General features: G+C 68.3%; 25 protein-coding genes and 1 pseudogene. 6 read left to right on the top strand and 20 right to left on the bottom strand.

The window, feature by feature from the left end:
• Nucleotides 1–32: 32 nt before the first annotated feature.
• Nucleotides 33–827, bottom strand: coding sequence for an aminoglycoside phosphotransferase family protein (locus tag WT97_RS14890; protein WP_060353696.1), 795 nt, complete (start codon nucleotides 825–827; stop codon nucleotides 33–35).
• A 242-nt stretch (nucleotides 828–1,069) separates the two neighbouring features.
• Here WT97_RS14890 and WT97_RS14885 point away from each other — a divergent pair, with 242 nt between their 5' ends.
• Complete coding sequence (locus tag WT97_RS14885) at nucleotides 1,070–3,193, top strand: penicillin-binding protein 1A (RefSeq protein ID WP_060353695.1); 2,124 nt, start codon at nucleotides 1,070–1,072, stop codon at nucleotides 3,191–3,193.
• Nucleotides 3,194–3,201: 8 nt separating this feature from the next.
• A complete protein-coding gene (locus WT97_RS14880; RefSeq protein ID WP_060353694.1) occupies nucleotides 3,202–3,813 on the top strand; it encodes a trimeric intracellular cation channel family protein in 612 nt (203 codons plus the stop codon).
• A gap of 30 nt (nucleotides 3,814–3,843) precedes the next feature.
• Here the strand turns inward: WT97_RS14880 and WT97_RS14875 are convergent, their stop codons facing one another.
• From WT97_RS14875 to WT97_RS14825, 10 genes are all read right to left on the bottom strand, one after another.
• Complete coding sequence (locus WT97_RS14875) at nucleotides 3,844–4,233, bottom strand: VOC family protein (RefSeq protein WP_059792879.1); 390 nt, start codon at nucleotides 4,231–4,233, stop codon at nucleotides 3,844–3,846.
• Between the two features lie 104 nt (nucleotides 4,234–4,337).
• Nucleotides 4,338–5,168 carry a heme ABC transporter ATP-binding protein gene (locus WT97_RS14870; protein ID WP_059792881.1) on the bottom strand — a complete coding sequence of 277 codons (831 nt, stop codon included), beginning with the start codon at nucleotides 5,166–5,168 and terminating at the stop codon, nucleotides 4,338–4,340.
• 19 nt (nucleotides 5,169–5,187) lie between these two features.
• A complete protein-coding gene (locus WT97_RS14865) occupies nucleotides 5,188–6,276 on the bottom strand; it encodes an iron ABC transporter permease (RefSeq protein WP_060353693.1) in 1,089 nt (362 codons plus the stop codon).
• Between the two features lie 15 nt (nucleotides 6,277–6,291).
• Nucleotides 6,292–7,209: a hemin ABC transporter substrate-binding protein gene (locus WT97_RS14860; protein WP_060353692.1), complete on the bottom strand. Its 918-nt coding sequence runs from the start codon at nucleotides 7,207–7,209 to the stop codon at nucleotides 6,292–6,294.
• Nucleotides 7,206–8,297 carry a hemin-degrading factor gene (locus WT97_RS14855; protein ID WP_059793037.1) on the bottom strand — a complete coding sequence of 364 codons (1,092 nt, stop codon included), beginning with the start codon at nucleotides 8,295–8,297 and terminating at the stop codon, nucleotides 7,206–7,208. The genes WT97_RS14860 and WT97_RS14855 overlap by 4 nt, the downstream gene beginning before the upstream one ends.
• A gap of 49 nt (nucleotides 8,298–8,346) precedes the next feature.
• Entirely contained in the window at nucleotides 8,347–10,620 is a 2,274-nt protein-coding gene (locus WT97_RS14850; protein ID WP_060353691.1) for a TonB-dependent hemoglobin/transferrin/lactoferrin family receptor, read from the bottom strand.
• Between the two features lie 233 nt (nucleotides 10,621–10,853).
• Nucleotides 10,854–11,081, bottom strand: a complete 228-nt coding sequence (locus tag WT97_RS14845; protein ID WP_034206014.1) for a hypothetical protein — start codon at nucleotides 11,079–11,081, stop codon at nucleotides 10,854–10,856.
• Between the two features lie 210 nt (nucleotides 11,082–11,291).
• Complete coding sequence (locus WT97_RS14835; RefSeq protein WP_059499434.1) at nucleotides 11,292–11,675, bottom strand: DUF6232 family protein; 384 nt, start codon at nucleotides 11,673–11,675, stop codon at nucleotides 11,292–11,294.
• 124 nt (nucleotides 11,676–11,799) lie between these two features.
• Nucleotides 11,800–12,060, bottom strand: a complete 261-nt coding sequence (locus WT97_RS14830; protein ID WP_011548992.1) for a DUF2866 domain-containing protein — start codon at nucleotides 12,058–12,060, stop codon at nucleotides 11,800–11,802.
• A gap of 221 nt (nucleotides 12,061–12,281) precedes the next feature.
• Nucleotides 12,282–13,439, bottom strand: coding sequence for a porin (locus WT97_RS14825; protein ID WP_034206016.1), 1,158 nt, complete (start codon nucleotides 13,437–13,439; stop codon nucleotides 12,282–12,284).
• 306 nt (nucleotides 13,440–13,745) lie between these two features.
• Between WT97_RS14825 and WT97_RS14820 the strand changes: the two genes are divergently transcribed.
• A complete protein-coding gene (locus WT97_RS14820; RefSeq protein ID WP_060033053.1) occupies nucleotides 13,746–14,552 on the top strand; it encodes a MetQ/NlpA family ABC transporter substrate-binding protein in 807 nt (268 codons plus the stop codon).
• Nucleotides 14,553–14,705: 153 nt separating this feature from the next.
• Here the strand turns inward: WT97_RS14820 and WT97_RS14815 are convergent, their stop codons facing one another.
• The 4 genes from WT97_RS14815 to WT97_RS14800 form a co-directional block, all read right to left on the bottom strand.
• Nucleotides 14,706–15,821 carry a succinylglutamate desuccinylase/aspartoacylase family protein gene (locus tag WT97_RS14815; protein WP_059499622.1) on the bottom strand — a complete coding sequence of 372 codons (1,116 nt, stop codon included), beginning with the start codon at nucleotides 15,819–15,821 and terminating at the stop codon, nucleotides 14,706–14,708.
• Nucleotides 15,822–16,045: 224 nt separating this feature from the next.
• On the bottom strand, nucleotides 16,046–16,828 hold the full coding sequence (locus tag WT97_RS14810; RefSeq protein WP_059792892.1) for an ABC transporter substrate-binding protein: 783 nt from the start codon (nucleotides 16,826–16,828) through the stop codon (nucleotides 16,046–16,048).
• 226 nt (nucleotides 16,829–17,054) lie between these two features.
• Nucleotides 17,055–17,975: a LysR substrate-binding domain-containing protein gene (locus WT97_RS14805; RefSeq protein WP_059792894.1), complete on the bottom strand. Its 921-nt coding sequence runs from the start codon at nucleotides 17,973–17,975 to the stop codon at nucleotides 17,055–17,057.
• Nucleotides 17,976–18,043: 68 nt separating this feature from the next.
• On the bottom strand, nucleotides 18,044–18,991 hold the full coding sequence (locus WT97_RS14800) for a GlxA family transcriptional regulator (RefSeq protein WP_059499430.1): 948 nt from the start codon (nucleotides 18,989–18,991) through the stop codon (nucleotides 18,044–18,046).
• 105 nt (nucleotides 18,992–19,096) lie between these two features.
• On the opposite strand from WT97_RS14800, the gene WT97_RS14795 reads away from it, so the two are divergent.
• Together WT97_RS14795 and WT97_RS14790 are read left to right on the top strand one after the other, a co-directional pair.
• Complete coding sequence (locus WT97_RS14795; protein WP_060033061.1) at nucleotides 19,097–19,405, top strand: DUF3817 domain-containing protein; 309 nt, start codon at nucleotides 19,097–19,099, stop codon at nucleotides 19,403–19,405.
• Entirely contained in the window at nucleotides 19,402–19,803 is a 402-nt protein-coding gene (locus WT97_RS14790; protein WP_060353690.1) for a CopD family protein, read from the top strand. The genes WT97_RS14795 and WT97_RS14790 overlap by 4 nt, the downstream gene beginning before the upstream one ends.
• 204 nt (nucleotides 19,804–20,007) lie before the next feature.
• Here the strand turns inward: WT97_RS14790 and WT97_RS14785 are convergent, their stop codons facing one another.
• Together WT97_RS14785 and WT97_RS14780 are read right to left on the bottom strand one after the other, a co-directional pair.
• A complete protein-coding gene (locus tag WT97_RS14785; RefSeq protein WP_060353689.1) occupies nucleotides 20,008–21,396 on the bottom strand; it encodes an NCS2 family permease in 1,389 nt (462 codons plus the stop codon).
• 527 nt (nucleotides 21,397–21,923) lie between these two features.
• A pseudogene (locus WT97_RS14780) lies at nucleotides 21,924–22,599 on the bottom strand (TetR family transcriptional regulator).
• Between the two features lie 36 nt (nucleotides 22,600–22,635).
• On the opposite strand from WT97_RS14780, the gene WT97_RS14775 reads away from it, so the two are divergent.
• Nucleotides 22,636–23,301, top strand: coding sequence for an O-methyltransferase (locus WT97_RS14775; protein ID WP_060033067.1), 666 nt, complete (start codon nucleotides 22,636–22,638; stop codon nucleotides 23,299–23,301).
• A gap of 122 nt (nucleotides 23,302–23,423) precedes the next feature.
• Here WT97_RS14775 and WT97_RS14770 read toward each other — a convergent pair whose 3' ends face one another.
• The 3 genes from WT97_RS14770 to dkgB all read right to left on the bottom strand — a co-directional run bounded on the left by WT97_RS14770 (nucleotide 23,424) and on the right by dkgB (nucleotide 26,152).
• Nucleotides 23,424–23,942 (bottom strand): DUF3455 domain-containing protein, encoded by a 519-nt coding sequence (locus WT97_RS14770; RefSeq protein WP_060033070.1) that lies wholly within the window; start codon nucleotides 23,940–23,942, stop codon nucleotides 23,424–23,426.
• A 219-nt stretch (nucleotides 23,943–24,161) separates the two neighbouring features.
• Nucleotides 24,162–25,277, bottom strand: a complete 1,116-nt coding sequence (locus tag WT97_RS14765) for an alkene reductase (RefSeq protein ID WP_060353688.1) — start codon at nucleotides 25,275–25,277, stop codon at nucleotides 24,162–24,164.
• A 68-nt stretch (nucleotides 25,278–25,345) separates the two neighbouring features.
• Entirely contained in the window at nucleotides 25,346–26,152 is an 807-nt protein-coding gene (gene dkgB, locus WT97_RS14760) for a 2,5-didehydrogluconate reductase DkgB (RefSeq protein WP_060353687.1), read from the bottom strand.
• Nucleotides 26,153–26,263 lie beyond the last annotated feature (111 nt).

Here is a 26,263-nt window from a genome sequence, read left to right as displayed (position 1 = left end):
CTTTTTTCATCGACGATGCGTGCGGTGTGGGGTTACCGGTCAAGCGCGGCCGCAGCCAGCGCGGCGACCTGCAGCCGCGTATCGGGCGGCAGATCGTCTTCGATCAACCATATGGCCGACAGCCCCGACCACGCGAGTATCCATTGCAGCAACCGCCGCCGGTCGAGTTGCGCCGCGTCGGCCACGAGCACGACGCGCCGCTCGAAACGCACCGGATCGACCGCGATGTCGTGCGCGGGATTGCAGAACAGGTTCGCGTAATCGAACGTGCGCTCGCCGCGCAGCCCTTTCGGGTCGATCGCGCGCCAGCCGCGATCGCCGAAATGAAGGATGTTGTCGTGATGGATGTCGCCGTGCAGCACGACTTCGTCGACGGATGGCTCGGCCAGCAATTGGCGTGCGCTCGTTGCGGAGCGGCGCAGCGTGTCGTTGTCGGCATCGCTCGACAGCAGCGCGTAGAACCAGTCGTGCAGCGGCACGACCGCAGGCACCTGCGGCGCACGATGCGCGTGCAGCCGCGCGACGACGTCGCAGGCGATGCGCATCGTGTCGTCGTCGTGGCCCGCCGCCGACAACGCGGCCAGCGACGGCGCCGGCTGCGCGCGTTCGAGCAGGATCGCGTCGCCGTCGTGCCGCCACACCTGCGCGGCGCCTTGCCCGCTCCACCAGGCCATCAGCGCATTGCCGCGGCGCTCTTCGTCGCAGGTGGCGACTTTCAGCATCGCGGGCCGCGCGTGCCAGACGACCGGCAACAGGCCGCCGCTCGCGGTCAGGATCGGGCCGCCGTCGGGGGCAAGGCCCCACAGGTCGAGATATCGATCGAACATCCGACGATGGTACAAGCGAACCGGTTCATGCGCCCGGTGCGCTCGGTCGCGACGACGTGCCGCAGACCCGCATACACGGCGCGAGCCGGCCCCAAAGCGCTTTCCTAAATAAAATTTAGCCAGCCAAACTTTGGCTAAAGAATGTTCCGGTTTCACGTGATCCCTTCGACAATGCGCGCCTTTCGCGACCGATCGGCGCCGCTCGCGCGCCGGCCGTCGCGGCATTGAAGAAGGAGCCCGACATGACCGACCCCACCGCCAGTCCGCCGCCGCCCGCGCCGCCATCCGCACCGCCACGCCGCCGCGTATGGCGCACGCTCGCGGGCGCACTGCTCGGCCTGACGCTTGCGTGCGCAGGCATCGGCGCATGGACGATCGATCGCATCTGGACGCAGTTGCCGTCCGTCGAACACCTGGCCGTCTATCGTCCCGCGCTGCCGCTGCGGATCTTCTCGCGCGACGGCGACCTGCTGGCCGAATACGGCGTCGAGCGGCGCGAGTTCGTGCCGCTCGAACGCATCCCGCCGCTGATGCGGCATGCGCTGCTCGCGGCCGAGGACGCGAAATTCTACGAACACGGCCCGGTCGATGTCGGCGGCCTCGCGCGCGCGACGTTCGCGAACGTCGTCACCGGGCAGCCGGGGCAAGGCGGCAGCACGATCACGATGCAAGTCGCGCGCAACTTCTACCTGACGCGCGACAAGGTGCTGAGCCGCAAGCTCGCCGAGATCCTGATGGCGGCCAAGCTCGAACGCGAATACAGCAAGGACAAGCTGCTCGAGCTGTACATGAACGAGATCTATCTGGGCGAGCGCGCGTACGGCTTCGCGGCGGCCGCGCACGTGTACTTCGGCAAGCCGCTCGATGCGCTGAGCGCGGGCGAGGCGGCTGTGCTCGCCGGGTTGCCGAAGGCGCCGTCCGCGTTCAATCCGGTCGTCAATCCGGCGCGCGCGACCGCGCGGCGCAACTACGTGCTCGGCCGGATGCATGCGCTCGGCCAGCTCGACGACGCGGCGTATCGCACGGCCGTCGACGCGCCGATCGTGCTGGCGACCACGCCGCCGCCGGGGATCGTTGCGGCGCCGTACGTCGCCGAGCGCGCGCGCCGCATGATGGTCGAGCGGTTTCACGACGACGCGTACACGTTGGGCCTCGACGTGACGACGACGATCTCGATGCGCGACCAGCGCGCGGCCGAAGCCGCGCTCGAGCGCACGCTGAGCCGGCAGCCGCGCGCGAAGCGCGACATGCGCAACGGGCTCGAAGGCGCGCTCGTGTCGCTCGATGCGGCCACCGGCGACATGCTCGCGCTGGTCGGCGGCGCGGATTTCGACCGCAACGTGTTCGACCATGCACTGCAGGCGTATCGCCAGCCGGGCTCGAGCTTCAAGCCGTTCGTCTATTCGGCCGCGCTGGAGAAGGGCTACTTCCCCGGCGTGCTCGTCGACGATACGCAGCGCACGCTCACGCACGCGGAAACCGGCGCGCGGCCGTGGCGTCCGCGTAATTTCGGCAATCGCTACGAAGGCTTCATCCCGGTGCGGCGCGGGCTCGTGCGCTCGAAGAACCTGGTCGCGGTCAGCCTGATGCAGGCCGCCGACGCGCGCTACGTGCAGCAGCACGCGGTGCGTTTCGGCTTCGACGCGCAGCGCAATCCGGCGTCGCTGCCGCTCGCGCTCGGCGCGGGCGCCGTGACGCCGCTCGAACTCGCGAGCGCATACGGCGTGTTCGCGAACGGCGGGACGCGGATGGAGCCGCGCCTGATCCTGTCGGTGAAGCAGCGCCACGGCGGCGCGATGTACGAGGCGACCGTGCCGGCGGGCGAGCGGGTCGTATCGGCGCGCAATGCGTTCGTGATGGACAGCATGCTGCGCGACGTCGTGCGGGCCGGCACCGCGCGCGGCGCGCTCGCGCTGCGGCGTGATGACACGGCGGGCAAGACGGGCACGTCGAACGGGGCGAAGGACGTATGGTTCGCCGGCTACTCGTCGGGCATCGTCGCGGTCGCGTGGCTCGGCTACGACACGCCGCGCCCGATGGGGCGCGCGACCGGCGCGACGCTGGCGCTGCCGGTCTGGCTCGACTACATGAAGACGGCCGTCGACGGGCGCACGCCGGTCGCTGCGACGCCGCCGCAGGACGTCGCGCTCGTCGACGGCGATTTCGTCTACGCCGAATACACGCGCGGCACGTGCACGGCCGACGTGCCGCCGTATATCCGCAGCCGCTTTGCATGTGGCGGCGCGGTAGCCGCCGATGCGTCGGATGCGCCGGCCGACCACGGCAAGCGCGACGCACCGATGCCTGCCGCTGTCGATGCGGCCGAGCGCGAACGCGTGCTCGACCTGTTCCGGACCGACGACTGACGCGCGCCATGCATACGCTCTATCTGATTGCGATCGTCGCGGAAGCGATGTCGGGGGCGCTGATGGGCATGCGCCGCGGGATGGACCGCTTCGGGCTCGCGCTCGTGGGCGCGGTGACGGCGCTCGGCGGCGGCACCGTGCGCGACGTGCTGCTCGGCCACTATCCGCTCGGCTGGATCGCGCATCCCGAATACCTGGTGATCACGCTCGTCGCGGCGACCGTCGCGTCGTGGGCGGCGCGGCGCGTCGCGCGGATGAAGACGCTGTTCGTCACCGTCGATGCGATCGGCCTCGCGGCGTTCACGATCATCGGCTGCGACGTCGGCGCGTCGACCGGCACGGCGCCGATCATCGTCGTGCTGGCCGGCGCGATCACGGGCGTGTGCGGCGGGATGCTGCGCGACCTGCTGTGCAACGAGATGCCGCTGATCCTGCGCGAGGAACTGTATGCGAGCGTCGCGTTCGTCACGGGCGCGCTGTATGTCGGGATGCAGCATGTCGGCATCGACGCGGGATGCGCGGCGCTCGTCGCGCTGGCGGCCGGCTTCTCGATGCGGATGCTCGCCGTGCGGCTCGGCTGGAAGATGCGGCGCTTCGGCGCGGCGGACGTCGAGTATTGAGCGCTCGCGCCCGGGCCTGCGCGCCGGCATTCAGTCCGGCTGCATCACCTGAAAGACGTTCCCTTCCGGATCGATGCCGTCGACCATCCGGTACGGGAAGCCGTCGTAGCGCTTCAGCGCGCGCACGGTCACGCCGTCGCGGGCGAGCCGGTCGCGATACGCGTCGATATCGGCGTCGATCGTGAATACGAGCTTCACGTTGCCGGCGGCCGCGTTCGCGTTCGTGCTTGCCGATGCGGCCGCATGGCGGAACGCCGGGCCGACCCGATGCAGCGCCAGCTCGATTGCGCCCGCGTCGAGTACGGCCCATTCGCCGTCGATTTCCTCGATGACGGGCAGCGCGAAATGCCGTCGATAGAACGCCTTCAGCAACGCGACGTTGCGGACGTACAGGATGATGCGGGTCATCGGAAGCGGCACGAGGGCTCCTCGAAGGGGAGATACGACGGATCTGGAAAGAACGCCGCAGCCAAAGGCAGCGTACGACATCGAGCGACGCAACGATCGTGCGACACACGCCCGCGCTACGCGGGCACCATCACCGGCGGCGTCCCGTCGCCGGTTTCCACCATCTTCACCGCGAAGCCATAGCACCGCGCGATATGGGCAGGCGTCATCACGTCGCGCGGTGCGCCATGCGTGACGACCGTGCCGTCGACGAGCATCGCGATCGCATCCGCATGCCGCGCGGCGAGGTTCGGATCGTGGACGATCGCGAGCACGCCGAGCTGCCATTCGCGCGCGACGGCGCGCACGGTATCGAGCAGGCGGTGCTGGTGCGCGAGATCGAGCGCGGCGGTCGGCTCGTCGAGCAGCAGGTAACGCGGGCCGGGTTCCGTCGTGTGGTGGTCGGGCCACAGCTGCGCGAGGACGCGGGCGAACTGCACGCGCGCGAGTTCGCCGCCCGACAGCGTCGTGACGTCACGGCCGACGAGCGCATCGGCGCCCGCGCGTTCGAGCGCGCGCCACGCGATGTCGCGATCGCGGTGTGCGATCACGTGCCGCGCACCGCCGCGCCGCGCATGCGGATAGCGGCCGAGCAGCACGATTTCGTCGACGCTGAACGGGAAGGCCGGCTGCGCGGCCTGCGGCAGCACCGCGCGCAGGCACGCGAGCCGCCGCGCGTCGATGCGCGCGAGCGGTTCGCCGTTCAGCGTGACGTCGCCCCTCACGCGCACGCCGTTCGGCGCGACGCTGCCGATCAGCTCGCCGGCGAAGGTTTTCAGCAGCGTGCTCTTGCCCGCGCCGTTGCGGCCGAGCAGCGCCGTCACGCGGCCGGGTTCGATCGACAGCGACAGGTCGCGCAGGATCGTGCCGTGCCGGCGAGTGACGTCGAGGTGGTGGGCGGTCAGCATGGTCGTCGTGAAGAAGGGGTTACCCGCCGAGCGCGCCGCGGTTCTTCCACAGCAGCGCGAGGAAGAACGGCGCGCCGAGCAGCGCGGTCAGCACGCCGAGCGGAATGTCGGCGGGCGCAGCGACGGTGCGCGCGGCGAGATCGGCAGCGAGCGTCAGCAACGCGCCGAGCAATGCGGCGCCGGGCAGCACGATGCGCTGGTCGGGACCGCACGCGAGGCGCACGCAATGCGGCGCGACGAGCCCGATGAAGCCGACGATGCCCGCGCACGACACGAGCGTGCCCACGGCGAGCGCGACCGCGACGAGCACGCGCCGCTTCAGTTGCTGCACGGGTACGCCGAGATGCAGCGCTTCGGTTTCGCCGAGCTGCAGCGCATTCAGCGCATCGCGTTCGCGCACGAGCAGCATGCAGCCGAGCGCGACGCACGGCGCGACGGCCGCCAGCGTCGACCATTGCGCGCCGCCGAGGCTGCCGAGGCTCCAGAAGGTCAGCGAACGCAGCTGTGCATCGTCGGCGACGAACGTGAGCAGCCCGATCGCCGCGCCGGCCAGCGCATTGATCGCGATGCCGGCGAGCAGCAGCAGCGGCAGCGCAAGCCGGCCGCGCGATGCGGCCAGCCGGTAGACGAGCGCCGCGACCGCGAGGCCGCCCGCGAACGCGGCAACCGGCAGCGCGGCCGCGCTCGCGTGTGCGGCGAAGAGCGCGGGACCGAGCACGATCAGCACGGTCGCGCCGAGCGCGGCGCCGCTCGACACGCCGACGAGTCCCGGATCGGCGAGCGGATTGCGGAACAGCGCCTGCATTGCGGCGCCGGTTGCGCCGAAGCCGCCGCCGACCAGCAGCGCGAGCGCGACGCGCGGTGCGCGGATGTCGAACAGCACGGCGCGCGCCTGTTGCGCGGCTGCGTCGCCGCTCAGTGCGGCCCAGGCTTGCGCCAGCGGAATACGGTACGCGCCGACGCACAGCGCGACGACGGACATCGCGCCCACCAGAACGGCGAGCGCGGCCAGGACGAACGGCGCGAAGCGGCGCGACGTGCCGATGCGCGCGGCGCCGGCGCGCGAGGCGGACGATGGCGCGTTGAAGGGCGAAACGTGAGCGGGCATCGGGTCGATCCGGAATCAGGCGAGCGCATCCGACAGGCGTCGATGCAGGGTCGTGACGGCGAGCGGCAGGCGCGGGCCGAAGCCGAGCAGGAACAGCGCGTCGAGCGAGACGACGCGCCGCGCGCGGCCGGCCGGCGTCGCGCCGAAGCCGGGTGTCGCGAGCAGCGCGGCGTGACCGCCGACGGCCGCCAGCCCTTCGTCGGAGATCAGCACGACGTCGGGTGCGGCCGCCGCGAGCGCCTCGGTCGTCAGCGGCTTGTAGTGATCGAAGCCCTGCATCGCGTTGCGCGCGCCCGCATAGCGGATCATCGCGTCGGCGGCGGTGCGCTGGCCGGCGACGAGCGCTTGGGTGCCGGTATGGTTCAGCACGAACAGCACGCGTGGCGGCTGCGCGCCGCCGGGCACGCGCGCGGCGACCGCGTCGCGCGCGGCCTGCCAGTCGCGATCGAAACGCCGCAGCAGCGCGGCGCCGGCGTCGCGCACGTCGAGCGCCTGCGCGACCCCGGCGATCTTCGCGCGCACCGATTCGACGTCGTGGTGTTCGTCGAACGTCGTCACCGTCACGCCGGCGCCTTTCACCTGCGCGATCGCCGTCGGCGGGCCGGCTTCCGCCGATGCCAGCACGAGATCGGGCCGCAGCGACAGCAGCCCTTCGGCCGACAGCGCGCGCTGGTAGCCGACCTTCGGCAGGCGCTTCGCGGCGTCGGGATACGTGCAGGTCGTGTCGGCGCCGACGAGCCGGTAACGCGGCGTCTCGGCGCCGCCGAGCGCGAACGCGGTCTCCGCGAGCGCACCGCCGATCACGATCACGCGCTTCGGTGCGGCGGGCGCAACTTGTGCGAGCACGCTACCGGGCAGCCCCGCCGCGAGCGCGCCGGCCGCCGCGCCGGCCAGCAGCGTACGGCGGCGCGGATCGAATGGCCGCGCGCTCACCGCGCGGCTCCGCGTGCGGCCGGCGGCAGCGTCGCGACGAGCGCGCGCCAGTCGTCGCGTTCGACCTTTCCCGGCTTGCGTTCGCCGAACAGCAGTGCGACATGGTCGCCCTGCCGGTCGAACAGCTCGAGCGACGTGACGATGCCGTCGCTCGTCGGCTTCTTCACGACCCACGCGGCGGCGATCAGGTCTTCGCGCACATGCAGGTTGAAACCCGGATCGAGCACGTTGATCCACGCGCCGACCTCGCGCACGTTCGCGACGGGGCCCGTATGGATCTGGATCATCCCCGCGTTGCCGACGAACACCATGATCGGCTGGCCGCTTTTGGCCGCCTGTTCGAGCACGTGGCGCAACGCATGCGCGGTTTCGACCGGATACGCGTATTGCGGATCGGCGAGGCGCAGGGCCTGCATGCGGCTCACGCCGAAGCGCTGCGTGATGCCGAAGAACTGGTGCGTGTCGGTCATCGCGTCCCACGCGGCGCGAAAGCCCGCGACGTCGATCTCGGTGTCCGCGCGCTCGGGCGTTTTCGGCGCGGCGGGCGCGACCTCGAGGCCCGGCTCCTGCGACGGCGCGCGCCAGCGTTCGACGAACGCGTCGTATGCGGCATGATCGCTGTGCGCGCGCAGGTAGACCTTGTGGACCGCATGGCCCTGCGCGTCGAAGAACTGCAGGCTCTTCAGCGGACCGTGCGCGGTTTCGTCGCGCACCGCGAACGCCGACACCCAGTGACGATAGAAGATGCGCAGGTCGATGTCGCCGAGCGCGAGGCCGACGGGGCCGTCGTGGCTCATCTGCGCGTACTCGCCGTCTTTTTCGTGGACGGCCGTGTCGTTGCGCGTGAGCGCCATCACGCGGCCGAGACGCGGCATTTCCTCGAACATGGTCGGAAAGCGCGCGTCGAGCCGCACGACGTGCTCGCCGACGAATGCGGCGAGCGCCTCGGCTTCGCTGACGCCGAGCGCTTGCGCGACGTCGCGGTTGCGCAGTTGGCGCTCGGTCTTGAGCTTGATGAACGCGTCGCGCAGCGCGGCGGCCGCGCGGGCCGGCGTGGCCGATTGACCGGGAAGGGCGGATGGCATCATGTCGGACTCCTTCAAGTAACGGTTGGGGTGGCAGCGCGGGCACCGCGCATCAGAAATCCACTTTCATGCTGACGGCGACCGTGCGACCGGGCGACGAATACGCATCGAGCACCTGTGAATCGGCCGCGATGCCGCGCACGTCCGACCAGTTCCAGTACTTGCGGTCGAACAGGTTGCGGATGCCGATCGTCGCGCTCACGTGCTTGTTGAAGCGGTAGCCGCCGCGCAGGTCGACGACGAACGACGACGGCGGCGTGAAGCACGCCTTGTTCGAACAGTCGGACTTGTCGATGTCCTTGTCGCGTTTGGCGGCCTGGAACAGCAGGTCGGTCTGCACGAACCAGCGTTCGCCCGGTTCGTACCGCACGCCGAACACGGCCGAGAACGGGTTCACGGTGTTGAGCGGCTGGCTGGCCGCGCCGTCGTTCTGCGTCGAGCCTTTCGTGAACGCCATCGCCGTCTTCAGCGTGATGCCGTTCGGCATCACCCATTCGGCGCGGCCTTCCAGGCCGTGGATGCGCGCGTCGGCGAAATTCACGTACTGGAACACGAACGGGTCGACCGGGCGGCCGCTGCCAGCGATCGTCGTGCGCGAGATGAAGTTGCGGTAGCGGCCGGTGAACGCGGCCGCGCTGTAGCGCACGACGCCGTAGCCGGTGCCGGCCTTGCCGCGCAGGCCGGCTTCGAACGTGTCGCTGGTTTCGGGCTTCAGGTTCGGATTGCCGATCGACGTGTAGCCGTACACCGGATTCGAGAAGCTGCTGTTCACCTGGTCGGGCGTCGGTGCGCGGAAGCCGTGCGCGTACTGCACGTACGGAATGACCGCGGGCGTGATCTCGTAGAGCACGGCGACGCGCGGCGATAGTTCGTTCGCGCTCGTCGACACGGCCTTGCCGGTGAACAGCGGATCGTTTTCGGTCGGGCTCAGCCGGTACGTGTCGAAGCGCAGGCCCGGCGTGACGAGCAGGCGGCCGTAGCCGATCTGGTCCTGCACGAACGCGCCGAACAGCGTGTAGTCGGTGTCGGGGAACGCCTTGTTCGGGAACGCTTCGCCGACGCCCGGCACCGTGCCGTCGCGCATGTTCGTCACGCGCGACAGGCTGCCGTCCACGCCATACAGCAGCTTGTGCGCGAGCGGGCCGGTCGCAAAGCCGCTTTCGGCGAACGCGGCGCCGCCGAACGTGCGTTCCTTGTACTGGTTGTCGCGCGAGCGCGATTTCAGCGGCGCACTGCGCGTCTCGAACGCGTACTGGTCCTGCTTCGCGTCCTGGTAGTAGAACTGCACGTGCGCGGTCTGGAACCAGCGGAATGCGTCGTCGCGGAAGTCGTAGTCGACGCTGAAGCGGTTGCGCTCGAGCCGGTCGTGAGTCGTGAGGCCGAGCGTCGCCGGCGCATTGATCGCGGAGAGCACGTCCGTGCTCACGCGCCGCTGCACCGTTTCGGCGGTGAGCTTGACCGTGTCGCGCGCGGTCGGCGTCAGCACGAGCTTGCCGAGCAGCGATTCCGAATAGACGTCCTGCGGGTTCGACGTCGTGCGCAGCGTGCTCGCCGAGTTGTTGCCGCCGCGCGTGTCGACCTCGTGGCCGCGCCGGCCGTCGGCGATGATCATCCCCTGGATGCGGTCGTTGCCGCCTGCTGCCGACACGGTCGCGCCGATGCTGCGGTCGGTCGAGTCGTAGCTCGGCCGGAACGAGAAGTAATAGGGTTTGTCGTGAATCGACAGCAGGTCGCTCGGGTCTTTCGTGATGAAGTTCACCGCGCCGGTCAGGCCGTCGCTGCCGTAGAGCGCCGACGCCGGCCCGCGCAGGATCTCGATGCGCTTGAGCGTGTCGAGATCGGCGTAGTCGCCGCGACCCGCTTCGAGCGGCCCGAACGAGAACGCGTTCGGCAGGCGGATGCCGTCTTCCATCAGCAGCACGCGATTGCCTTCGAGGCCGCGGATGTTGATGCTCGAATCGCCGTCGCGGCCGCCGCCGAGCGCGGCGCTGCCGGGCCGGTACGCGGTGCGGCGCACCGTGATGCCGGGCTCGTAGCGCAGCGCGTCCTTGATGTTGGTGGCCTGCTGCGCTTCCAGATCCTCGTCGGTGATCACCGACACGGACGCCGCCGTGCGGCTCGCCACGGTGGCGGTGCGGGTGGCCGTGACGGTGACGGGGTCGAGCAGCGCCGCATCGCCGCGCGTGGACGCGGCGGCGGTCAGGACGGCGGCAGGCGGGGTGGCGCCTTGCGGCGACGAATCGGCGTGAGCCGTGGCGGCGGACAGGCCGAACGCGCCGAACAGCGCGGCACAGATCGGCCGCCGCGCCAGCGTATAGCAATGCACAGGTGGTCTCCCATTGACGATAACAAGCCCGAAGGCTGGCTGGGTGACGCGTTCACCTGGCTGGCCCGTTTGCGCGCGGCATGCGGCAAACGGCGATTTGAAAGGCAACTGACAATTTTGTCAGTGTAAATGAGAATTATTATCAATACAAGGACACGAAGCGACCCACGCGAGTGAGTGCTCGCATGCGCGGCTCGCGCGAGCCGGGACGGAAATTCCGGGGAAATGGGGCCTTAAGCGAGCGCTTCGATGCGAATCAGCAGGTTGCGCGCATGCGCGATGAACGCATCGTGTGTCGCGCGATCGCCGTGGCCTTCGATACCGGCCTGTTCGGCGAACGCGATCTGTTCGGTGTAGAGATCGACGAGCGCACGGCGTTCGTCAAGGGGAAGCGCGCGGATCATCGACACGATCAGCAGTTCCTGTGCGCGAAGCATGCCGGACAGCGATTGGGCGTTCATGCTGGCCTCCTCGGACGATGCGGCGGCGGGCCGCTCTTTCCATACTAGGCGGTCGACAGTCGCCGCGCACGCGCGGCACGCGAGACGGTGACGCGGGAAGCCGATTCGACGACGATGCCTCGGCCCGAAACGACGAGGTGCCGCGCGAGCCGATACGCGCCGCGTGCATCCGCGGATCGCGAACCGAAGCGTGCCGCGATGCGAATGGAATCAGCCGGCCGCCGTCGCGGCCTGTGCATCGCGCACGACCTGCGCGACGCGTTCGACGAACGCGGCGTCGACGCTCGACAGCGCTTCGCGCTTGCCGTCGGGCATCTCGACCATCAGGCGATACGTGATGTCCTGCGTGGCCCAGGCGAGATAGCCGACGACGACGAGCATCACGCCGACCACCAGCGCGGCGCTCGACGCGCCGATGCCGCCGGCGACGGCGATGGCCGCGCCGATCAGCGAGATCAGCGACGGCACGAGCCGGTTCTTCGGAATCTTGACGACGTCGACATGGCGAATGTCACGCAGTGCGAATACCTGCCCGGCGGCCGACAGGCCGTTGCGCGTGACCATGACGCCACGTTCGTTGAATGCGTTTTCCATCGTGTGTTGCGTGGACGAAAACGCGCAGCGTAGCAGGTTTCGTTGCCGCGTCAAACGAGACCGACTGCCGCACGATACGTGCGGCGCGGCCAAAAGACGGGAGGCGGGTGGAGCGCAAACGCGCTCAGAACTGCAGCCGGCCGTCGCCGTAAAGCCGGCCCGGCACGTGCGACGCGACGACCTCGGCGATCTCTTCGTCGGTCGATTCGGCCGGCACGATCTGGCGCCGCGCGGGTGCGTCGAGATGCATCGTCCACTCGACGAGGCGATACGGACGGCCCCAGGGGCGCTGCATTTCCACCGAGACCCGGCAACTCTGGACCGGCAGCGAGTGTTGGCACGTCAGAATCGCGTGCAGATGGCTGAAAACGGTATCTTCGATCATCGTGGCCTCCGATCCTGTCTTGTGGGCAGTTGATGGCGGTGCCGTAGGGGTGTCTCAAAAAAAAAGCCGCCGATGCTCAGGCGGCCAACAGGGGGGGTGAGAGCATCCTCTCAGCCCAGAATTAAGCGAAACTTAAAAGCCCATAAAAAAGCGCCCCGCGTGAAGCGGGGCGCTGCTTGCCGTCGTGATCCGCGCGTGGCGCGGACAGTTAAGCGGATGCTTTAGAACTTGTGACGGATACCGATACGTGCGGCGATCTGGTTCTTCGAACCCGTGCCCGACGTGTTGAAGTAGCTCGTGCTCGAGCCGATCTGCGCTTGCACGCCCTTGCCCGACGCTTGCTGGTACACGACCAGGCCGTACACGTCCGTACGCTTGCTGAGTGCGTAGTCGGCGATACCGTTGACCTGGTTCCAGTGCCACGAGTTGCCGTTCTGCGTGGCGTTCGTGTACGTGTAGCCGAGGCCGCCCGACAGTGCCGGCGTGAACGCGTACTTCGCGCCTGCTTCATATGCGTTGTAGAACGTGCCGCCCGCGCCCGACACGGTCGAGAACTGCGTACGCGTCCACAGCAGCCATGCCGTCGCCGGGCCCCAGACGTAGCGGCCACCCACGCCGTACGTGCGCAGGTCGCGGACGTTGCCGGTGCTCAGGTTCGCGATCGTCGTCGAGAAGGCCGGGGTCGACTGGCTCGGGAAGCGGATGTCCGTGTAGGCAGCGCCGAGCGAGAACGGGCCGTTCGCGTAGTTCAGGCCGAAGCTGTATGCGCGCGACGAGCCTGCCGTCGTCGTCGTGCCCGTCGTCGTCGCCGGTGCGCCTGCGAAGTCGGTCGAGTTCGAGAAGCCGTACAACGCGCCGAACGTGAAGCCCGAGTAGTTCGCGCTCTGGAACTTCACGGCGTTGTTGATGCGGCTCGACGTGAGTTGGTCGATGTCGTTCACGTGGTACGCGTAGTTACCCGCGACCGTGTTGCCGCCCGTCGAGTAGTTCGAGCCGAGGATGTCGGTCGAGAACGAGTACTGGCGGCCGAACGTGACCGTGCCGTATTGCGACTGGCTCAGGCCGACGTAAGCCTGGCGACCGAAGATCGCGCCACCTTGGCCGATCGTGCCGTTGCCGCTGTTGAAGCCGTTTTCGAGCACGAAGATCGCCTTCAGGCCGCCACCGAGGTCTTCGGTGCCGCGCAGGCCCCAACGGCTGCCCTGGGCCACGCCGTCGTCGTACTTGAACAGCTTGCCCGTGCCGCCGTTGGCGGTCTTGCTGTGGTTCACATAGCTGATACCGGCATCGATGACGCCGTACAGGGTCACGCTGCTTTGTGCGTGTGCCGTGCCGGCCGTTGCTGCCAGGGCGGCGAGGGTCAACAGTTTCTTGTTCAAAGGATTCTCCGAGCGAATGAATGGCGTGTCCAGTTGCGGTTCCGGCGCACTCTATGGGCGCTTTCACGGACCGGCGCAACTTTATCGGCGGGCCACGTAATGAATATGACAGCGACTGTCATATGAAGAATGTGTGGTGCCGATGCGACACTGGATTTTGCCCGGTTGTACAGCAGGGAGTTATACCGATTCCGCCTGAGATTCGATGAGGGCCAGGAATATGCACATGAAATAAGCTTGGTTGGTGCCGTTCCGGCCCCGTGCCACGATGCGCGCTTCAACAACGACACGGGACAAGAGGACACCATGCGACGTTCGATCCTGACCGGCCTCGGCGCACTCGCCGCCGCGCTGGCATTCGCCGCCCCCGGCGCGCACGCCGACCCGCAAACGCTGAAAGTCGGCACGATGAGCGGCCCCGACGCGCAGATCTGGACCGAAGTGACGAAGGTCGCCGCGCGCGAAGGTCTCGCGATCAAGGTCATCGAATTCAACGACTACGTGCAGCCGAACGCGGCGCTCGATGCCGGCGATCTCGATGCGAACGGCTTCCAGCACCAGCCGTTCCTCGACAGCCAGATCAAGCAGCGCGGCTACAAGATCGTCAACGTCGGGCTCACCTATACCGCGCCGATGGGCTTCTATTCGAAGAAGCTCAAGTCGCTGAAGGATTTGCCGGTCGGCGCGAAGGTCGGGATCCAGAACGATCCGTCGAACGGCAACCGCGCGCTCTTGCTGCTGCAGAAGTACGGGGTAATCAAGCTGAAGGCCGGCGTCGGCACGAACGGCGTGAACGCGACGCCGCTCGACGTCGCCGAGAACCCGAAGAAGATCAGGATCGTCGAGCTCGACGCCGCGCAACTGCCGCGCGCGCTGCCCGACGTCGATGCCGCGTCGATCAACACCGACTACGCGGTCAAGGCCGGGCTCACGCCGGTGAAGGATGCGATCGCGATCGAGGATCTGCGCGGGCCGTACGCGAACCTGATCGCGGTGCGCGCGCAGGACAAGGACAAGCCGTGGGTGAAGAAGCTCGTCGCGGCCTATGAATCGGACGACGTGCGCAAGTTCATCGACCGGAAGTTCGGCGGTGCGATCGTGCCGGCGTTCTGAACGGTCTTCGCGCGCGGGGAGGCGGCGGGCGATCGTCGGCCGCCGACGCGCGCTCCGGAAAGCCAATCGCCCGCGCTAGCGGGCGATTGCGTTGGTGCATGCGAGTGCATGCGCAGTGCGGGACGGCCCGGCGCGCGGGCCGCGCACCCAGGCTCAGGCGGACAGCAGCGAGCCGGTGCGGATCGCGGTGGCGCCGGCGATGCGCGCGACTTCCATGCCGGCCGTCGCGAAGCGCACGACCTGACGCGCGTACAGCACGCCCGACACGCTGCTCTTCAGCGTGACGACGCGATCGGTCAGCGGATCGACGATGTCGGCCACCGCCTGGCCTGCCTCGATCATCGCGCCGACCGGCGTGCGGAACACGATCACGCCCGACACGGGCGCGACGAGCGGATCGGTGCCCGCGAGCGGCGTGGCCGGGTGCGCGAGCGGCGGCAGCGGCGCCGGCGTGCCTTCGACGATGCCGCGCTCGGTCAGGTATTCGACGATCGCCTGCGCGTCCTTTTCCGCGAACTCGTACGACACGTCGCGTTCGCTGCGCAGTTCCACCGTGACGGAAATCGCGCCGTTCGGGATCGGGAAGCGGTCGCCGAAGCGGCTGCGCAGGTCGGACCAGCAGAAGCTGTGGATTTCGTCGAACGGGTTGCCGACCGAATTCAGCGCGAGCAGCGACGCCTTGGCATCGAGATAGCGCGCCAGCGGCTCGACGTCCGGCCACAGATCGGGATTCGTGTAGAGATGCATCACCGCATCGCTGTCGCAGTGCAGGTCGAGCACGATATCGGCGTCGAACGACAACTTCTGCAGCGCGAGGCGCTGCGAGTCGAGTTCGGTGCGCGGCTTCTGCTCGTCGAGCGCTTCGCGCATCGCGGTGCGCACGACGGCCAGATTGCGCTGCGCGTCGTTCGTGAGGCGGTCTTCGACACGCGGCAGCACGAGCGCCGCGAGATCGTAGAAATTGCGGTTGAAGTTCTGCATCGAGCCGAGCTCGAAGCGGCCGAGGTGATCGCCGAACACGTGTTGCGACAGGCCGATCGGATTGGGCACGGGCACGACGACGATTTCGCCGCGCAGCTTGCCGGCTGCTTCGAGCGCGGCGATCTTGCGGCGCAGCAGCGTGGCGACCAGCATGCCGGGCAGCTCGTCCGCGTGCAGCGACGACTGGATATAGACCTTCTTGCCGCCGCGCGGGCCGTAATGGAAGCTGGTGATCTGGCGTTCGGTACCGACGGCGGGGGAAATCAGCGGATGGGTCTGCGTTTGCATGATGAGGGGAGTGCGGCGCAGCCGCGAATGATCCATGTGCGTGGAAGATCGATTGTACGTTGCCTTTCTCGCCGCCATCAAACCGGCGCCAGAACGCGCGGTTTTCCGTTGCGAATCATCGGGTTGATGCGGAAAAAATAACGTCGCCGGCGCCGCGCGCAAAAAAAACGGGCTCCTCGCGGAGCCCGTTTCCATCGCGCCGATTCGCGCGTGCGTCGGCCGGATTACTTGCCGTAGACGTCGAAATCGAAGTACTTCTTCGCGATCTTGTCGTACGTGCCGTCCTTGCGCATGCCGGCGATCGCGCCGTCGATCTTCGCCTTCAGGTCGGTGTCTTCCTTGCGCAGGCCGATACCGGCGCCGTTGCCGAGCGTCTTCGGATCGTCGAGATCCTTGCCGGCGAAGTCGAAGTTCGCGCCGCGCGGCGTCTTCAGGAAGCCGATCTCGGCTTGCACCGCGTCCTGCAGCGCGCCGTCCAGACGGCCGGAGATCAGGTCGGCGTAGACCTGGTCCTGGTTCTGGTAAGGCACGACGTTCACGCCCTTCGACGCCCAGTACGTCTTCGCGTAGGTTTCCTGGATCGTGCCCTGCTCGACGCCGACCGACTTGCCCTTCAGCGATTCGGCCGTCGGCATCAGGCCGGCGCCCTTCTTCGTGACGAGGCGCGTCGGCGTGTTGAACAGCTTCGCCGAGAACGCGATCTGTTCCTGACGCGCCGGCGTCATCGACATCGACGACAGCACGCCGTCGAACTTGCGGGCCTTCAGCGCCGGGATCATCCCGTCGAAGTCGTTTTCGATCCACACGCACTTCGCGTTCAAGCGGCGGCAGATTTCGTTGCCCAGATCGACGTCGAAGCCGACCACCTTGCCGTCGGCGCCTTTCGATTCGAAAGGCGGGTAGCTTGCGTCGACGCCGAACCGCACGGTCGTCCAGTCTTTCGCGTACGCGCTGCCGGCCGATACGGCGAGCAGGGCCACGGTCACAGCCGCAAGAATCTTTTTCACTCGGTGACTCCTCGTTTTGTTCGATGGGTGCGCGGTTGTGCCGCGCCGTAAGCCTTCGGCCCGCCGCGGCTTCGCGTCGGACAGTCCGTTTCGCCCGCCCGATGGGGGCGCGCGACGTGCGCAAGATTATCAAGACAAAATACCGGCAGGGCGCCTAGGACAAGCCCCGATACCGGGCCCGGCGGCGGCGCGTCGGACGCGCCGCCGTTTCACACACAGGAACGATTCAGCCGAGCGTTTCGTTGACCGCGCGCTGCAGGCACGTGACGAAGTGCGAGACGGCCGGCGTGGGCAGCAGGTCGCGCCGCGCGATGATCGACAGGTCGAAGCGCGGCATGCTTTCGTCGAGTTCGGCCGTGCGGATGCCGAGCGGGGCGACCATCGCGGCGAGCGGGCGCGTGAAGCAGCCGATCACGTCCGAGCGCGCGACGAGCCCCAGCGTCACCGCGAACGACATCGGCGAGCGCAGCAAACGTTTCGGCAGCGGCAGCCCGTGCGCCTCGAACATCCCGACCATCACGCTGTGCGGAAACTGCTCGGCGCCGACGGTGACGATCCATTCGGCGTCGAGCAGTTCCTCTAACCGGCGCGCATGCGCGAGCGGATGACCGTCGCGCATCACGATCGTGAATTCGGTCGACAGCAGCGGCAATTGCGTGAAATCGCGGTCGAGCGCGGGCACATGGTGCATCGCAGCGATGTCGAGCGTGCCGTTGCGCAACTGCGCGAGCGCGTCGGGCACCGTCACTTCCTCCAGATGCAGGCTGACGTTCGGCATCGACCCGCGGAATGCCGTCACCGCGTGCGGCAACGCGGTCAGCGCGATCGACGGCATCGTGCCGACCGCGACGCGGCCCGACATCTCGCCTTTCACCTGCTCGACCGCCTCGACCGTGCGGCGGATGTCGCCGAGCAATTGCTCGGCGCGCGGCAGCAGCGCCTCGCCGCAGGCGGTCAGCTCGACGCCGCGCACGCTGCGGGCGAGCAGCTCCGCGTTGAGCGCGGTTTCGAGCTCGCGGATCGTGTGCGTGATCGCCGGCTGCGTGACGCCGAGCTCGCGGGCGGCGGCGCGCAGGCTCTTGTGGTGCGCGGCGGAGACGAACGCCTGGAGCTGCGCGATGTTCAAGGGGTTGCGGATGCGGGTCATGGATCGAGTCCGGTGGGCGCGAAAGGGGGCGGCGGATTCATGCTTCGGCGGGGCGATCCCGATGCGCGTCACGCATCGGCGCGCGCGCGGAACGCCTGCCGATAACGCTGCGGCGAGGTGCCGACGATGCGCGCGAAGCGTTCGCGAAACGCGGTGACCGAACCGAACCCGGCTTCCGTCGCCACATGTTCGATCGACAGCTCGGTCACCTCCAGCAACTGCTGCGCATGCCGCACGCGCGCGATCTGCAGCCATTGCCCCGGCGACGTGCCCGTCTGCTCCCGGAAGCGCCGCGTCAGCGTGCGCACGCTCGTCGACGCCTTGCGCGCGATCGCGTCGAGCGTCAGCGGCTTGCGCAGGTTGGCCTGCAGCCAGTCCATCAGGTCGTGCAGGCCGTCGCCGCCGGCCGGCCATTCGGGTGCGATGAACTGCGCCTGCCCGCCTTCGCGCACGCGCGGCGCCACCGCGCTGCGGGCGGCGTCGACGGCGACCGCCGCGCCATAGTCGGCCTGGATCATGTGCAGGCACAGATCGAGGCCGGCCGCTGCACCGGCCGACGTCAGGATCTGGCCGTTGTCGACGAACAGCACGTTCGGGTCGACGTCGACGGTCGGGTAGCGGCGCGCGAGTTCGGCGGCTGCGAGCCAGTGCGTCGTCGCGCGCAGGCCGTCGAGCAGCCCCGCTTCCGCGAGCACGAACGCGCCGCTGCAGATCGACGCGATCCGGCATCCGCGCGCGGCCGCCGCGCGCAGCGCGTCGAGCACGCGGCGCGACGTGGGCGCGAGCGGCGCCGACGTGCCGGGCACCATGATCGTATCGGCGTCGGCCAGCGCATCGAGACGAAACGGCGGACGCAGCTCGAACAGCTCGCCGCCGACGCGCGGCTGCTCGCTGCACACGCGCACGCGGTACGCGGGCGCGACGTCGGGCGCCCGCACGCGCGCGAACGTGTCGCAGGCGACGCCCAGATCGAACGGGACGACATCGGGCAACGCAAGAACGGCGACCGTGTGCATGGCGTGTGCGGCCGTGGCCGGAATCCGTTGAAAGATGTCATTCTAGCCAATGGCTCGAACCCGCACCACACGCGACAATCGCGGCGAACCACCTGGAGCCCGCCGATGAAACAAGACGATCGCAACGCGTTGCGGAACCTGCAATACCTGTCGCTGCTGGAGGCGACCACACTCGTCGTGCTGGTGTGCGTGGCCGTGCCGCTCAAGCATCTGGCCGGGTATCCGGTCGCGGTATCGATCATGGGCCCGGTTCACGGCATCGCGTTCGTCATGTATGGATGGGCGGTGGTCGGCACCGCGTCGAGCGGGCTGTGGAGCAAGGGCGAGGTCGCGCGGCTCGTGCTGTCGGCCGTCGTGCCGTTCGCGGGGCTGGCGAGCGCGGGCTGGATCGCGCGCAGGCGGCACGCACGATGATCTACCTGGTGCTGAAGGCCGTGCATCTGGTCGCCGTCGTCACGTTCGTCGGCGGGTTGCTGTTGTCGTCCGTCGGGGTCCGGATTGCGAACCTCGCCGTGCATCGCGCGGTGCGGCGCTGGGATCGCACGGTGACGGCGCCCGCGCTCGCGCTCGTCTGGATCGCCGGCATCGCGCTCGCGCTGAGCGGTCACTGGTTCGGCGCCGCGTGGCTGTCGGCGAAGCTTGCGCTCGTCGCCGCGCTGTCGGTGCTGCACGGGATCCTGGCCGGCACGCTGCGGCGCATGGAGCGCGACGATCTCGTCGTCATGCCGGCGCCGTGGCTCGGGCAAGCGGCGGGCGCGGCGATCGTCGCGATCGGGCTCGTCGTCGGGCTGGCCGTGATCAAGCCGTTCTGACGGCGCGACGCCGCGAACGTGACGCCGGGCGCGAACGGGTATCGCGCCGTTGTCGCGAAGCGCGTCACGCGGCGCCGTACGGGCAAAAAAGGCCTGGAAACTCGCGTTCCCAGGCCTGGAGACCATCGACGACGATGGTGGAGGAGACGATCTCGTCCCGATGCGCGTCACCCTTGTGCAGGCGACGTCGCGCAGGTGTCGCGCTCAGATTGCCCAGCCGCCGAGATAGAACGTGACGAGCACGGCCGCGATGAGCACGGTGCCGACGTTGAGCTTGCGGAATTCGCCGCTGGCGATGCGGCCGATCACGAGCGTCGAGAAGCCGAGCATGATGCCCGTCACGATGTTCGCGGTCAGCACGATGAACACCGCGCACACGAGGCCCGACATCGCGTCGACCATGTCGTCCATGTGCAGCTTGCTCACGCTGCCGAGCATCAACAGGCCGACGTACATCAGCGCCGGTGCGGTGGCGTACGACGGCACGAGTCCCGCGAGCGGCGAGAAGAACATCACGACGAGGAACAGCAGGCCGACCACGGCCGCCGCGAGCCCCGTCTTCGCGCCGGCGGCCACGCCGACGCTCGACTCGATGTAGGCCGCCGCCGGCGCGCCGCCGAGGAAGCCGGAGAAGATCGAGCTGATCGAATCGGCGGTCAGTGCGCGGCCGCCGTTGACGATGCGGCCGTTCTCGTCGAGCTGGCCGGCCTGCCCGGCGACCGCGCGGATGGTGCCGGTCGCGTCGAACACGGCGGTCATCACCAGCGCGAGCACGCTCGGCAGTACGGCCATCGACAGCGCGCCCTTGATGTCCATCGCGCCGATCAGCGATGCGTGGCCCGGCGCGCTGAGTGACGGCAGCGCGAAGATGCCGCGGTATTTCACGCCCGGATCGAAGATCAGGCCGAATACCGAGATCGCGATCACGACGAGCAGGATGCCGCCCGGCACGCGACGCTTTTCGAGGCCGAAGATCGCGGCGAGGCCGACGATCGACATGATGACCGGGAACGCGGTGATCTGGCCGAGCGAGACCGGCAGGCCGGCGCCCGGGTTCTTGATCACGAGGCCGACGTCGTTCGATGCGATCAGCAGCAGGAACAGGCCGATGCCGATCCCGGTGCCGTGCGCGACGCCCGCGGGCAGGTTGCGCAGGATCCACGAACGCACGCCGGTGACCGAGATGCCGGTAAACACGAGGCCCATCAGGAACACGGCGCCGAGCGCGACCGTCGGAGGCAGCCCCTTGCCGAGCACGAGGCCGAACGCGGTGAATGCGGTCAGCGAGATCGCGCAGCCGATCGCGATCGGCAGCTTCGCCCACAGGCCCATCAGCAGCGAGCCGAACGCGGTGGTGAGACAGACCGCGACGAACACGGCGCTCGTGTCGAAACCGGCCTTGCCGAACATGCCGGGCACGACGAACACGGAATAGACCATCGCGAGGAAGGTGGTCACGCCGGCAATGATCTCGCGACGCTGCGTGCTGCCGCGCGACGAAACGCCGAAGTACCGGTCGATGACTCCCTGGGCGCCAAAGTCAGTTTCTTCCGCGCCGACGCCGACCGTCGGCTGCACCGGGGTATCGCTCATGAGCTTGCTCCTTTATCAGCATGCTGAAACGGTCCGTAGCGAACCGTCGTCAGGGTGTCTCGTATCTGGTTGGGATTGTTCGGCAACGTCGTGGAGACGAATGACGCGCGATGCGCGTCGTGACGTGCGAATCGAAACGATCGCGAGGATGTCGCGTCGGACGACGCGTGGTGTGGTCGACCCCGTCACGTGTGCTTTGCCGTAGCGAAGGTTAGGCGAGCCGCCGATCACGTCCCATCGGGGGACGAGCATGCAGCGCATGTCGCAGCGCTTATATCGGCGTGCGATGGGGCTCCGTCGCGCCGACACGCGTGTATACGCCTAGTTCGAATCCGTTAAGGCGACTATTTGAATGCAGGGTCGGCGGGCGGGGTGGAAGCGGGCGACGCATTGAATATTACGAACGACTTTCAATGTGGCCGGGAGCGCCGGTGCGCACAAGGGCGGGCGGCGGAATTCGCGGCCGCGCAACCTGCATGCGGGCGATACGGCTGGCGCGCGTGCGCGGCCTCCGTGCCGGCGCGGGCTCAATCGTGCGCGAGATGTGCGAGATATGCGCAGAACATGTCGGCCATCGCGGCGGAATAGGCGTCGATTTCCGCCGGCGTGCGCGCCGTTTCGGAGAACGCCTTGCCGCCGGCCGTGAGCGTCGTCATGATCAGCTCGCACGCGAGCGCATGCGTGGCGTCGGATACGTCGGGCAGCGCTTCGCGCATGAACGCGTTGAACACCCGGTGGCTCTCCGCCTTCACTGCCTGCGCCTCGGGGGCGTCTCGATAGAGCGGCGCGGCATCGTCGAGGGCGACGCGCATCGGCGCCTCGTCGCATTCCGAACGGATGAACGCGTGGACGGCGGTGCGCAGCCGCTCGGGCGGCGTCTTCCGTGTCCTGCAGCATCCCGCACAGCATGTCGTGCGTCTGTCGCCACTCGTCGTGCTGGAGCCGGAACAGCACGGACGCCTTGTTCGGGAAGTACTGGTACAGCGAGCCCACGCTCACGCCGGCCCGCTCGGCGACGCGCGCCATCGTGAAGCGCTGCGCGCCTTCGCTCGCCAAAACCTGAATAGCCGCCTCGAGGACGTCCTCGACGAGACGGGTCGAACGCGCCTGCCGAGGCTGCTTGCGCGTGGCAATCGGGGTGTTTCGGCGGTCGGCCATGAGCGGTCTGCCAATGCGAATAGTAAAACCTGAATAGTTCGTCATATTCTAGTCGCACTCAACCCGATACAGGAGATTCGCATGACCACCCTGATGCTCGACCCGCTGGCTTCGCTGCTGGCGCGCCTGTTCGACGAAGCCGACGCGTCGTCGCCCGCGACGAGCCCGGACTTCGCCAACGTGTCGCGCGACGAGCAAGCGCGGCTGATGCGCAGCAAGACGGACTACGCCGATCTGTATGCGCGCCTGAAGGACTATCCGCTCGCCGTGTCGCGCGAGACGGGCACGCTGCTGTACATGCTCGCGCGCGGCGTCGGTGCGAAGGTAATTGTCGAATTCGGCACGTCGTTCGGCATTTCGACGCTGCATCTCGCGGCCGCGCTGCGCGACAACGGCGGCGGGCGGCTGATCACGAGCGAGTTCGAGCCGTCGAAGGTCGTGCGTGCGCACGCGAACCTGGCGGCGGGCGGATTGGCCGATCTCGTGGAGATTCGCGAAGGCGATGCGCTGCGCACGCTGGCCGCCGGTCTTCCGGATTCGGTCGACCTGCTGCTGCTCGACGGGGCGAAGGCGCTGTACCCGGAGATTCTCGCGCTGGTCGAGCCGCGGCTCAGGGCGGGGGCGTTCGTCGTGGCCGACAACGCGGAATACAGCCCCGACTATCTTGCTTACGTGCGTGCGGCGGAAAACGGCTATCTGTCGGTGCCGTTCGGTGGCGACGTCGAAGTGTCGATGCGGCTACGCTGACCAGAGGGAACGAGGGGGCTGGCGATTTCACGGTTCCCCGCATCAAATATAGGAAAACTGATTAAATGGAAGCGTGGCGGAAGGCGACGGGATGACACCCGTCGCTTGCGACGCCGTGCGCGTCACTTCAGGAACACGTATCGCGCGAAGTACGGGAAGCGGCCGACCGCATGCTCGGTCGTGCACGTCGCGGCCGGCGGCGTGCCGCCCGCCGTGTCGAGCCGCTGCACGAAGCGCACGCCGGCGAGCGTGCCGGTTGCGGCCGGCGTCGCCGCGAGCAGCAGTTGAGGAATACTGGCCGGGCTTGCGCTCGGCGCTTCCGCGAGCTTCTTGCCGGTAATGCGGCTACCGTCGAGTGCTTCCCACGACGGCCCCGCACCGTGCCGGACGACGAGCGTGCCGCCGCCGTCGAACAGCATCGCCTCCGGGCGCTTGAAGGTCCACGCGAGCCGGTGGTCGGCATCGTATTCGCACGAATAGATCTGCACGCCGGTCGCGGTGGTCGTCAGCACCGGCGTGGCCGGCGCTGGCGCCGTGAGGCCGGCGGCCTCGTCGGCTTGCGCGGGCGAGGTAAAGGCCGCCAGGGAAAAACCGGCTGCAAGGGCCAGCAGCATGTCGCGTGTCGGGGAGAGGCTTGGCATGACGGAGCGTCCTTTCAGGTCGGGTGACGGTCGTACGGCGTCGATCCCGTCAACGTTAGACGTCGATCGCACAGGCTGCAATGCGGAAATGGCAATCGCGGCGATAGTCGCCGCGATTGCCGAAGGACGGATGTGCGATCAGCGGATCGCGACCGGGTTGATGTTGACCTGCGTGGAGCCGACGGACAGCGGCTGACCGGGCACGAACGGGAGAATCGTTCAGGCCGCGGCTTGCGCGAGCGTCGGGTAGTCGGTCAGGCCGTGGGCGCCGCCGCCAAACAGCGTGTTGCGGTCGTGCGGCGCGAGCGCGGCACCGGTGCGCAGCCGCTCGGGCAGGTCGGGGTTCGCGACGAACGGGCGGCCGAATGCGACGAGGTCGGCCCAGCCGGCGGCGATCGCTTCGCGTGCGCGCTCGGCGGTGTACGCGCCGGCATAGATCAGCACGCCCGGGAACGCGGCGCGCAATTGCTGCTTGAAGGCGACCGGCATCAGCGGTGCGTCGTCCCAGTCGGCTTCCGCGATGTGCAGGTAGCCGACGCCGAGTTCGCCGAGCAGCTTCGCGGCGGCGACGTAGGTCGTTTCCGGATCGTCGTCGACGCAGCCGTTCAGCGTGGTCAGCGGCGCCAGGCGGATACCGACGCGCGATGCGTCGCCGGCCCCTTCGATCAGCGCCTGCGCGACTTCGCGCAAGAAGCGCAGCCGGTTTTCCAGCGAGCCGCCGTACGCGTCGGTGCGCGTGTTCGCGTTCGAGTCGATGAACTGGTTCACGAGGTAGCCGTTCGCGCCGTGCAGCTCGACGCCGTCGAAGCCGGCTTCGATCGCGTGGCGGGCGGCGGCGCGGTATTGATCGACGATCTCGCGGATCTCGTCGATCGACAGCGCGCGCGGCTCGGACGCCTGCACGAAACCCGGCGTGCTGCCGTCTTCGCCGGCGATGAACACGTTCACGCCCTTCGCCTGGAGCGGCGACGACGACACGGGCTGCGCGCCGCCGAGCAGGCTCGTGTGGCTCAGCCGGCCGACGTGCCACAGCTGCGCGAAGATGCGGCCGTGCGCGGCATGCACGGCGTCCGTCACCTTGCGCCAGCCGGCGACTTGCGATGGCGTGTGGATGCCCGGCGTCCATGCGTAACCTTTGCCGAGCGGCGCGATGTAGGTGCCTTCGCTGACGATCAGCCCCGCACTCGCGCGCTGCGCGTAATACGCGGCCATCAGTTCGTTGGCTTCGTCGCCGGGCTGGCTCGCGCGCGAGCGCGTCATCGGCGGCATCACGATGCGGTTCGGCAGCGTCAGCGCGCCGAGTCGCAGCGGTTGGAAAAGCGGGTCCTGGGTCATGGTGGTGTCCTGTCGGTGCCGCGGCCGGCGGGCCGCGACGGGTCATGTCGGATGAGGGCGCGGCGCGCTCAGTCCCACTTCGGCGCGAGGCCGGCCGGGTCGACTTCGCGACCGTTGCGTTCGAGCGCGGCGATCTGCGCCATGTCTTCGTCGGTCAGGCGCAGCGTCTGCGCGAGCAGGTTGCTCGCGAGGTTCTCGCGCCTGGTCGACGAAGGAATCACCGAGTAGCCGAGCTGCAGCGCCCATGCGAGTGCGACTTGCGCCGGCGTCGCGTCGTGGCGCTGCGCGATTGCGCCGAGCACCGGATCGCCGAGCACCTTGCCGTACGCGAGCGTCATGTACGACGTCACGTGGATGCCTTCGGCGTTCAGGAACTCGACCAGCTTGCGGTTCTGCAGGTACGGGCTCAGCTCGATCTGGTTCGTCGCGATCGCGTCCTTGCCGACGGCCGCGATCGCTTCCTTCGTCAGTTCGATGTTGAAGTTCGAGATGCCGATCCGGCGCGTGAGGCCCTTCGCCTGCGCGTCCGCCAGCGCGGTCATGAACGCGTCGATCGATACGCCGTTGCCCGGGGCCGGCCAGTGGATCAGCGTCAGGTCGACGTAGTCGGTGCGCAGCTTGCGCAGGCTTTCCTCGAGGCTGGCCGCCAGCTTGTCCGGCGCGTAGTTGTCGACCCAGATCTTCGTCGTGAGAAACAGGTCTTCGCGGCGCACGCCCGACGCGGCGATCGCTTCGCCGACTTCGGCTTCGTTGCCGTAGATCTGCGCGGTGTCGATCGCGCGGTAGCCGACTTCGAGGCCGTTGCGCACCGAGTCGATGACCACGTGGCCTTGCAGGCGGAACGTACCGAGGCCGAAGGCGGGAATCTTGCTCATCTGTGCTCCTGAAAGAGGGGGAACGATTGCGGTATCGGAATCATTCTGGCGCTTGAAACTGATGAAATAAACGCCTTTAGATATCAAAAATATTTGATTTGAAATCAAATA

This window comes from Burkholderia sp. MSMB1459WGS, from assembly GCF_001534535.1.
In the GTDB taxonomy this organism is placed as follows: Bacteria; Pseudomonadota; Gammaproteobacteria; order Burkholderiales; family Burkholderiaceae; genus Burkholderia.
The sequence above is the reverse complement of the archived record's forward strand: the minus strand, read 5'-3'. Positions and strand labels throughout refer to the sequence as shown.

Excerpts from the sequence above, each read along its gene's own strand:
- WT97_RS14870 (WP_059792881.1), bottom strand. The coding sequence starts at position 5,168 with ATGCTGACCGCCCACCACCTCGACGTCACTCGCCGGCACGGCACGATC.
- dkgB (WP_060353687.1), bottom strand. The coding sequence starts at position 26,152 with ATGAGCAAGATTCCCGCCTTCGGCCTCGGTACGTTCCGCCTGCAAGGC.
- WT97_RS14865 (WP_060353693.1), bottom strand. The coding sequence starts at position 6,276 with ATGCCCGCTCACGTTTCGCCCTTCAACGCGCCATCGTCCGCCTCGCGC.
- WT97_RS14770 (WP_060033070.1), bottom strand. The coding sequence starts at position 23,942 with ATGCCAAGCCTCTCCCCGACACGCGACATGCTGCTGGCCCTTGCAGCC.
- WT97_RS14785 (WP_060353689.1), bottom strand. The coding sequence starts at position 21,396 with ATGAGCGATACCCCGGTGCAGCCGACGGTCGGCGTCGGCGCGGAAGAA.
- WT97_RS14820 (WP_060033053.1), top strand. The coding sequence starts at position 13,746 with ATGCGACGTTCGATCCTGACCGGCCTCGGCGCACTCGCCGCCGCGCTG.
- WT97_RS14765 (WP_060353688.1), bottom strand. The coding sequence starts at position 25,277 with ATGACCCAGGACCCGCTTTTCCAACCGCTGCGACTCGGCGCGCTGACG.
- WT97_RS14885 (WP_060353695.1), top strand. The coding sequence starts at position 1,070 with ATGACCGACCCCACCGCCAGTCCGCCGCCGCCCGCGCCGCCATCCGCA.
- WT97_RS14835 (WP_059499434.1), bottom strand. The coding sequence starts at position 11,675 with ATGGAAAACGCATTCAACGAACGTGGCGTCATGGTCACGCGCAACGGC.
- WT97_RS14805 (WP_059792894.1), bottom strand. The coding sequence starts at position 17,975 with ATGACCCGCATCCGCAACCCCTTGAACATCGCGCAGCTCCAGGCGTTC.
- WT97_RS14880 (WP_060353694.1), top strand. The coding sequence starts at position 3,202 with ATGCATACGCTCTATCTGATTGCGATCGTCGCGGAAGCGATGTCGGGG.
- WT97_RS14855 (WP_059793037.1), bottom strand. The coding sequence starts at position 8,297 with ATGATGCCATCCGCCCTTCCCGGTCAATCGGCCACGCCGGCCCGCGCG.
- WT97_RS14815 (WP_059499622.1), bottom strand. The coding sequence starts at position 15,821 with ATGCAAACGCAGACCCATCCGCTGATTTCCCCCGCCGTCGGTACCGAA.
- WT97_RS14845 (WP_034206014.1), bottom strand. The coding sequence starts at position 11,081 with ATGAACGCCCAATCGCTGTCCGGCATGCTTCGCGCACAGGAACTGCTG.
- WT97_RS14790 (WP_060353690.1), top strand. The coding sequence starts at position 19,402 with ATGATCTACCTGGTGCTGAAGGCCGTGCATCTGGTCGCCGTCGTCACG.
- WT97_RS14800 (WP_059499430.1), bottom strand. The coding sequence starts at position 18,991 with ATGCACACGGTCGCCGTTCTTGCGTTGCCCGATGTCGTCCCGTTCGAT.
- WT97_RS14830 (WP_011548992.1), bottom strand. The coding sequence starts at position 12,060 with ATGATCGAAGATACCGTTTTCAGCCATCTGCACGCGATTCTGACGTGC.
- WT97_RS14795 (WP_060033061.1), top strand. The coding sequence starts at position 19,097 with ATGAAACAAGACGATCGCAACGCGTTGCGGAACCTGCAATACCTGTCG.
- WT97_RS14775 (WP_060033067.1), top strand. The coding sequence starts at position 22,636 with ATGACCACCCTGATGCTCGACCCGCTGGCTTCGCTGCTGGCGCGCCTG.
- WT97_RS14890 (WP_060353696.1), bottom strand. The coding sequence starts at position 827 with ATGTTCGATCGATATCTCGACCTGTGGGGCCTTGCCCCCGACGGCGGC.